The sequence below is a fragment of the Cedecea sp. B1(4) genome (assembly GCF_059414925.1).
The window spans coordinates 1-365 of sequence record NZ_JCAHMZ010000257.1; the positions used below are offsets into that span (position 1 = coordinate 1).

Below are 365 nucleotides of genomic sequence, written 5' to 3' on the forward strand. Positions count from 1 at the left end.
GAACGACAAGAACATCCCGCGCAACATGATCGGGCGCGAGAAGCGCGTGGTGGCCCTCGAACAGTACCTGTCCCAGGTGCGCATCTATGACCCGGTGCTCGACGGCCTGCGCAGCGCCGTGCGCTACGACCGGACGTACTTCGACAAGATCGTCGCTTCGCTGCTGCCGCTGCTGGAGAAGCTCACCACCGGCAAGATCGCGCAACTGCTCGCACCGAACTATTCCGACCTGTCCGACCCGCGGCCGATCTTCGACTGGATGCAGGTCATCCGCAAACGCGCGGTAGTCTACGTGGGGCTGGATGCACTGTCCGACGCCGAAGTCGCAGCGGCGGTGGGCAACTCGATGTTCAGCGATCTGGTCT

1 pseudogene is annotated in these 365 nt (G+C 63.6%); it reads left to right on the forward strand.

Going from position 1 to position 365, the window contains the following annotated elements:
• Positions 1-365 (forward strand): annotated as a pseudogene (locus tag ACR6JA_RS22845) (type IV conjugative transfer system coupling protein TraD); the annotation flags it as partial.